Below are 6,675 nucleotides of genomic sequence, written 5' to 3' on the forward strand. Positions count from 1 at the left end.
ATTTATATTTTTTAATTATTTTATTTTATGTATGCTATTTATTTCTAATTAAAGCCTTATTTTGTATTTTTTATTTCTTTTATTAACTAATTAAAGTTTTTTTATTTAAAATGAGGATTTTTATTTTAAAGAGTTTATTTTTATTTATAAACTTAAATTTGATTTATTTATATTTTTTAATAAATATCATTTATTAATTCATAATTTTGACTTTGGAAAAATGGCTTTTTTAGTTTTAAAATTAGGATTATTCGTTTAATTTTCTTTTTTTATTGAAATACTAAGTTAATATTAGAACTACTATTAATTATCTACTTCATATTATATAAATTTTTTATCTAATACCTAGGCGAAATTTATATATAATTTTATTTACTAACTGTTTATCATAGAAGATTTTATTATTTATTTTTCATTTTCATTTGGTATTTAAACATTTATAGGTGATAATATGAATGAATTATTTGAAAAAATGGTAAATGAAGCAATTTCTGCTCAAAGAGCAGATGTTGGTGTTATTAAGGAGAAAAGGGGCACTAAATTTAAAATAAGTGATGCTAAACCATATTTAGATGCTGCATATAATATGGAACCAATTGACAATCAAGCACAATCTGTTTTTGATTTACATAGAAACTCTGTTAAAACACATTATGATACACTTTTAGGTTTAACTGATACTGTTAGACCAGAAGATGATCCAATGGTTGAACATTATCAAACACCACCTGTACTTGAAATTTTAAAAGAAGAAGATTCTGGATTTAATGAAAGTGTAGAAAAATTTGCACAGGCAATTGGGGATAGTGAAGCATTAATATCTCGTGAATCAATTAGGCATTATGGTGGATTTTATGGTCCTACTTGTGTAGTTGATTTTGCAATGATTCCTGGAAGTACAAGTAATGTTGTAAATCAAATTCTTCTTAAAACAGATATTCCATTAGAACATAAAGAAACTATTTTATCTTCTAAATCTTGGGGTATGAATACTTCTTATGGAGTTGGTGATGCATTTTCACAAGCACTTGAAAAAGGTGCAAGTGCTGCTGAAGCTACTGAGATTGAGATTAAACAATTACAAGATATATATCTTAATCCAATTGAGGCTCAAGGTAAACTTATGGATGATGCTGGTGAATCATCTTTTGATTGTAGGAAATATATGGAGAACTATAAAAAACAGATGACACCATATGTTAAAGCTGCAATGGATGATGGAGTACATTATGGAAATATTGTAACTGTACCTGCATACTGTGTAGGAGATATTGCTCATCATATATCACAATCTACATATAATATGTGTAAAGATGATGTAATAATGGCAGTAATTGAAGCTACAACTGATGTAATTGAATCTACTTTAAAATCAAATCTTGAAAAATTCAAATCTCCATTTGATATTTTAAGTTTAACTACTGGTGCTTCAGCATGTGCTACAGAATATATGTTAGAACTTGATGGATTTAATGCTGTAATGGTTGTTGATCTTCTTACAAAACGTTTCCACAATTTCATACAATTAAATCCAACAAGAGGAGCAGCTACAGAGTTACATAATTCTGACTTTATGGATATGGTTTATAGAGGTTATACATATCTTGATAAAGCTAGAAAAGCAAAATGTTCTGATCCAGGTGTTTTAGTACCTATGGTAAATTCTTATCCTGTTGATTTAAAACCTATACTTGATAATGAGGTAATTATGAATCCACAAAGATATACTTATCCATCTTGTGGTATTACTGTAAGATTCTCTTCATTAATGCGTCTTGCAGATTATCCTTGTTTACTTACTTCAGAACCAATGACTGCAACTTTAATGACAAATGTTATTGCTCTTAATAAAGATAAAGCAAACTCACCTGTTAAAGCATGTAAAAATTGTGCTTCTGCTTCACTTATTGATTTTAGACACCAATATTGTCAATGGAAAAATGCTATATAAAAGTTTAAAATCTAGTTTATCTATGTTTTTTACTTTTTATATTTACTTTAATAAGTTAATTTATTGATTTTAATAAAAAATTATAATTTTTATTAACTTTTTAAGTTAATTTCTTAATTTTAATAAAAAATTTATAATATTTTACAAAAAACTATAAACAATGTTTATTTTATATTATAAATTTAAAATTTTGAATTTTATTTTTATATTTATGGATAAACAATTGTAGATGATATTATGAAAGGGAATTTGTCAAATAAATTTCTAGCTGAATTAATTGGAACATTCTTCCTTGTATTTATTGGTACTGGATCTGCAGTTCATGGAACTTTACTTGCTAATGGCCATGTAGGGGCATTAGGGGGATTTGCTGAATGGTTTGCTATTTCATTAGCATTTGGTCTTACTGTAATGGTTGGTATTTATTCACTTGGAAAAATATCTGGTGCTAATTTTAATCCTGCAGTAACTATTGGTTTACTAATTTCTGGAAATATTTCATTAAGAGATTCTATAGGATATATTATTGCACAAATAATTGGTGCAGTTTTAGGAAGTTTATTTGTCTTTATATGTATTGGACCAAGTTCTGCAACTGTTGCAGCTTTAGGTGCAACTGCTCCTGCTTCGGGAGTAAGTGTAATCTCTGCTATTATTGCTGAACTTATTGGTACTTATTTACTAGTGTTAGTTGTTATGGGTACTGCTGTAGATAAAAAAGCAGATCCAAGAGCTGCTGGTTTAGCAATTGGTACTGCTGTTGCTTTAGCAATCTTTGTTCTTGGACCTATTACTGGTGGATCTATTAATCCAGCAAGGACTTTTGGTCCTTATTTAATTGATTATTTTGTTGGTGGAGGAAACCTTTGGGGTTATTTCTATATTTATATTATAGGTCCAATTCTTGGTGGTATTTTAGCTGCTTTAACTTATATGGGTCTTGCTAGTAATAATTCCAATTGTAAAATTTAAAGATTAAATATAATTTTTGAGGATTTTTATCTTCATTAATTATATTTTTTATTTTTTTTATCTGTTTAGCTATTTTTCATATTTTTAGCTATTTTATTGCTTTGTATTTTAATTTTCGTATTCTAGTTATTTTATTTCTTTTTTAGTTCTTTTAGTTAATTATTTAAAATTAAAAATTTATAAAATAAGATTTATTAAAAAAAAAATAAAAAATTTTATACTATTTTTAATATTAGGTTCATTGAAAAACAAGTTAAAATGTATATAATAGAAATTATTAAATATTTAATTTTATAAATATTCAATATAATATTTAATTAATTAATCATTGTTTAATTTCTTAATTTAAATTAGTGGGTGAATATAATGACTAATGAAATTAATGAATTTATTGGAAAATATCATTTTTTAAGTAATTTTTATGAATGTAATGTAGAATATGGGGGAATTATTTATAATAATTCTGAAGCAGCTTTTCAGGCTCAGAAAGCATCTGATGATGAAATTAAAATTATATTTTCTAATTTAACTCCATCTTTAGCAAAAAAATTAGGTCGTAATATTCGTTTACGTCATGATTGGCGTGAAATTCGTGATGATGTAATGTATGAAGTATGTATGGCTAAATTTAAACAAAATGATGATTTAAGAAAATTATTAATTGATACAGGAGATGCTGTTTTAATTGAAGGAAACACTTGGAGAGACGGATATTGGGGTGTTTATAAAGGTAAAGGTAAAAATAAATTAGGATTAACTTTAATGAAAGTAAGAAGAGAATTAAGTAAAGAATAAAATTTGATTTTTAGTTTCTAGTTTTTTATATTAATTAATTTATTTTAATTTTTTATTCCATTATAGTTTGTAATTTTTTTATATTAATTAATTTATTTTAATTTTTAATTGATTTTGTATATTGAATTTATATGATTTATTCTTAAATTATTTAAAATTTATAAATCAATTAAAATAATTTTAATATATTTTCTATTTTTTATTTAAAATTTATAAATCAATTAAAACTAATTTAATATTAAGTTTAAAAATGTTATGTGATTTTAATGAAGTGGAAGATTGGTGATGTTGAAATAGATAATCAAGTTGTTTTAGCTCCTATGTCTGGTGAATGTGATTCATCTTTTAGATGTATTGTTAAATCTATGGGTTGTGGGCTTATTGGAACTCAAATGATATCTACTAATGCAATTAAATATGGGAATAATAGAACTAATGAATTATTATATATGACTGATTATGAAAGACCTATTTCAGTACAACTCTTTGGACCTGATTCTGATTCATTTAAAATTGCATCAAAATATGTATATAATCATATAAAACCTGAAATTATTGATATTAATATGGGTTGTCCAGTTAAAAAAGTAGCAATAAACTCTAATTCTGGTAGTGCATTACTTAAAGATCCTGAAAGAGCATATGATATAATAAAAACTGTTGTTGATACTCTTAATATTCCAGTAACTGTAAAAATTAGAAGTGGATGGGATAGTAATAGTATTAATGCACTTGAAATTGCTAAAATTGTAGAAGATGCAGGTGCATCAGGAATCACTGTTCATCCACGTACTAGAACTCAGGGATATTCTGGTAAAGCAGATTGGTCTATAATTAAAGAAGTTAAAGATGAATTATCAATACCTGTTATAGGTAATGGTGATATTAGATCATGTTATGATGCTAAAAGGATGATTGATGAAACTGCTTGTGATGCTATTATGATTGGTAGAGGAGTACTTGGAAATCCCTGGTTAATTAAAGAATGTGTTAATTATTTGGAAGATGGAACTGAACCTCAAAAAGTAAGTATTGAAGATAAAATTAGTATAATTAAAAAACATACTGAGCTATTTCTTAAGAATAATAATGAAGATTTAGCTATTCGTAGGTTGAGAAATCCTGTTTCACATTATATTAAATATTTCCCTAAAAATCATGATATTTTAAGAGAATTATTTAAAGTAGATACAAAAGAAGATTTATTTAAATTATTAGATGATTATTATAATAGTTTAATTAGTTAGATTATAGTTTATATAGTTATAATAAGCATCTTTAGTTTATTTAATTGAGTTTAAGTGGTTAATAAGTATTTTTACTTTATTTAATTGAGTTTAGATGGGTTAAGTATTTTAGATAATTAAGATATAATGATTGATAATATGATAATAATAGATTATATTAAATCATTAAGTGATGTTTTTGGAATTGCAAATCTTAGTGATGATAAAGAAAGATTAATAAATAATTATGGTGATGATATCTGTAAATATCCATATGCAATTGCTATTGGACATCGTATGAAAGAAGAGATTATTAATAAGATACCATTAACATATAATGATGATAAACTTGCAAAAGAATATCAAGATGAATATTTTAATTCTCATAAAAGGGTTCTTAAAATATCTGAAAAAATAGGAAATTTTATTAAAAATAATGGTTATCATGCTATTGTTCTTGGTGTAAAGGGTAATAATAAAGAAATTAAATTAAAAAAGCCTTTTAGTAACAAAGCTAGTGCTCATATTAGTGGAGTAGGTTGAATTGGTAAAAGTAATTTACTTACAACAAAAGAGTATGGACCAAGAATTACTTGGGCTACTATTCTTACAGATGCTCCTTTAGGAGATTATACAGGAAGTATGATAAACTCTTTATGTGGTGATTGTAAACTTTGTGTTAATGCTTGTCCAGGTAATGCTATTATTGATTCATTAGATCCTAAAAAATCATATAATCCAAAAAAATGTGCTAATTTTTTAATTAATAGAAAAAAAGAAGGACATCCTTTTGCATGTGGAATGTGTCTTTATATTTGTCCTTATGGGAATAAGAATACATATAATTTAAAAAAATAAACTTTTTTAATTATTTATACATTGTTTTAATTAGTTTAATTTTTAGATAAATTTTTAATATTTTTATTTGATTAGTATATTTTTTGTTTTAATTAGTTAAACTTTAGACAAATATTAATATTACTTAATAAGAAAAATATTTTTAATTATTTAATAAATTAGTATAAATATTTTTTACATTTACTATTTTATTAGTAAAAGTTAAGGAGTTTTAAAAATGAAAAAAGAAGCAAATATACAAAGAATGCCTTTTATCAATACAATTGTATCTTGTCGTAAAGATGGAAAAGATAATGCATTAGCAGTTGGTTTTGCAGCAAATATAAGTTTTGAACCATGGATGTTTATGGTTGGAATTGTACCTGAAAGATTTTCATATGATATGATTAAAGATACAGGAGTATTTGTAGTAAACATACCTGCTAAAGGATTTGAAAAAGAATATGGTTTTATAGGTACTAAATCAGGACGTGATGTTGATAAATTTAAAGAATTAAATTTAAACTCAGAAGATGGTGATGTTGTAGATGCACCTATATTAACTGATTGTCCTGTAAATTTTGAATGTACTGTTGTTGATTCTATTAAACCTGGAAGTCATGAATTATTCATTGGACGTGTAGATAAAGTTCATTGTGATGAAGAATATTTAGATGATGAAGGAAACGTAATCTGGAATAAAATAGAGTTATTATAATATTTATTCTATTTATTGTAGATTCCTTTCTATATTTTTATATTCTTTTTTTTATTTTTTTATTAGTATTTTTTTTTTGTAGTTGTTTTTTGGTTTTAGGTTCTTTTTTTTTTTAGTATTTTTATTATTTTTCTGTTTTTTTATATTCTTTTTATATTTAGATTTTATTAAGTAAT

General features: G+C 24.6%; 7 protein-coding genes. All 7 read left to right on the forward strand.

Annotated features, from left to right (window positions below; all coding sequences use genetic code 11):
- The first annotated feature begins 451 nt into the window (after positions 1–451).
- Positions 452–1,951, forward strand: coding sequence for a DUF2193 domain-containing protein (locus tag BGI41_RS05895; RefSeq protein WP_088539457.1), 1,500 nt, complete (start codon positions 452–454; stop codon positions 1,949–1,951).
- Positions 1,952–2,185: 234 nt separating this feature from the next.
- Positions 2,186–2,923, forward strand: a complete 738-nt coding sequence (locus BGI41_RS05900; RefSeq protein ID WP_369829836.1) for an MIP/aquaporin family protein — start codon at positions 2,186–2,188, stop codon at positions 2,921–2,923.
- A 366-nt stretch (positions 2,924–3,289) separates the two neighbouring features.
- The gene (locus tag BGI41_RS05905) at positions 3,290–3,718 is read left to right on the forward strand and encodes an NADAR family protein (protein WP_088539461.1); all 429 of its coding nucleotides are present in this window, start codon (positions 3,290–3,292) and stop codon (positions 3,716–3,718) included.
- A gap of 266 nt (positions 3,719–3,984) precedes the next feature.
- Positions 3,985–4,965, forward strand: a complete 981-nt coding sequence (dusB, locus tag BGI41_RS05910; RefSeq protein ID WP_088539462.1) for a tRNA dihydrouridine synthase DusB — start codon at positions 3,985–3,987, stop codon at positions 4,963–4,965.
- 138 nt (positions 4,966–5,103) lie between these two features.
- Positions 5,104–5,487, forward strand: a complete 384-nt coding sequence (locus tag BGI41_RS05915) for a hypothetical protein (RefSeq protein ID WP_143744795.1) — start codon at positions 5,104–5,106, stop codon at positions 5,485–5,487.
- A gap of 99 nt (positions 5,488–5,586) precedes the next feature.
- The gene (locus BGI41_RS05920; RefSeq protein WP_088539466.1) at positions 5,587–5,802 is read left to right on the forward strand and encodes a 4Fe-4S double cluster binding domain-containing protein; all 216 of its coding nucleotides are present in this window, start codon (positions 5,587–5,589) and stop codon (positions 5,800–5,802) included.
- 217 nt (positions 5,803–6,019) lie between these two features.
- Complete coding sequence (locus BGI41_RS05925; protein ID WP_088539467.1) at positions 6,020–6,499, forward strand: flavin reductase family protein; 480 nt, start codon at positions 6,020–6,022, stop codon at positions 6,497–6,499.
- Positions 6,500–6,675 lie beyond the last annotated feature (176 nt).

Origin of the sequence: Methanobrevibacter sp. 87.7 (genome assembly GCF_002208625.1) — an archaeon.
Taxonomy (GTDB): domain Archaea; phylum Methanobacteriota; class Methanobacteria; order Methanobacteriales; family Methanobacteriaceae; genus Methanarmilla.

What these genes read in the sequence shown, in the direction of transcription:
- BGI41_RS05925 (WP_088539467.1), top strand. Translation starts at nt 6,020, where the DNA reads ATGAAAAAAGAAGCAAATATACAAAGAATGCCTTTTATCAATACAATT.
- BGI41_RS05895 (WP_088539457.1), top strand. Translation starts at nt 452, where the DNA reads ATGAATGAATTATTTGAAAAAATGGTAAATGAAGCAATTTCTGCTCAA.
- dusB (WP_088539462.1), top strand. Translation starts at nt 3,985, where the DNA reads ATGAAGTGGAAGATTGGTGATGTTGAAATAGATAATCAAGTTGTTTTA.
- BGI41_RS05920 (WP_088539466.1), top strand. Translation starts at nt 5,587, where the DNA reads ATGATAAACTCTTTATGTGGTGATTGTAAACTTTGTGTTAATGCTTGT.
- BGI41_RS05915 (WP_143744795.1), top strand. Translation starts at nt 5,104, where the DNA reads ATGATAATAATAGATTATATTAAATCATTAAGTGATGTTTTTGGAATT.
- BGI41_RS05905 (WP_088539461.1), top strand. Translation starts at nt 3,290, where the DNA reads ATGACTAATGAAATTAATGAATTTATTGGAAAATATCATTTTTTAAGT.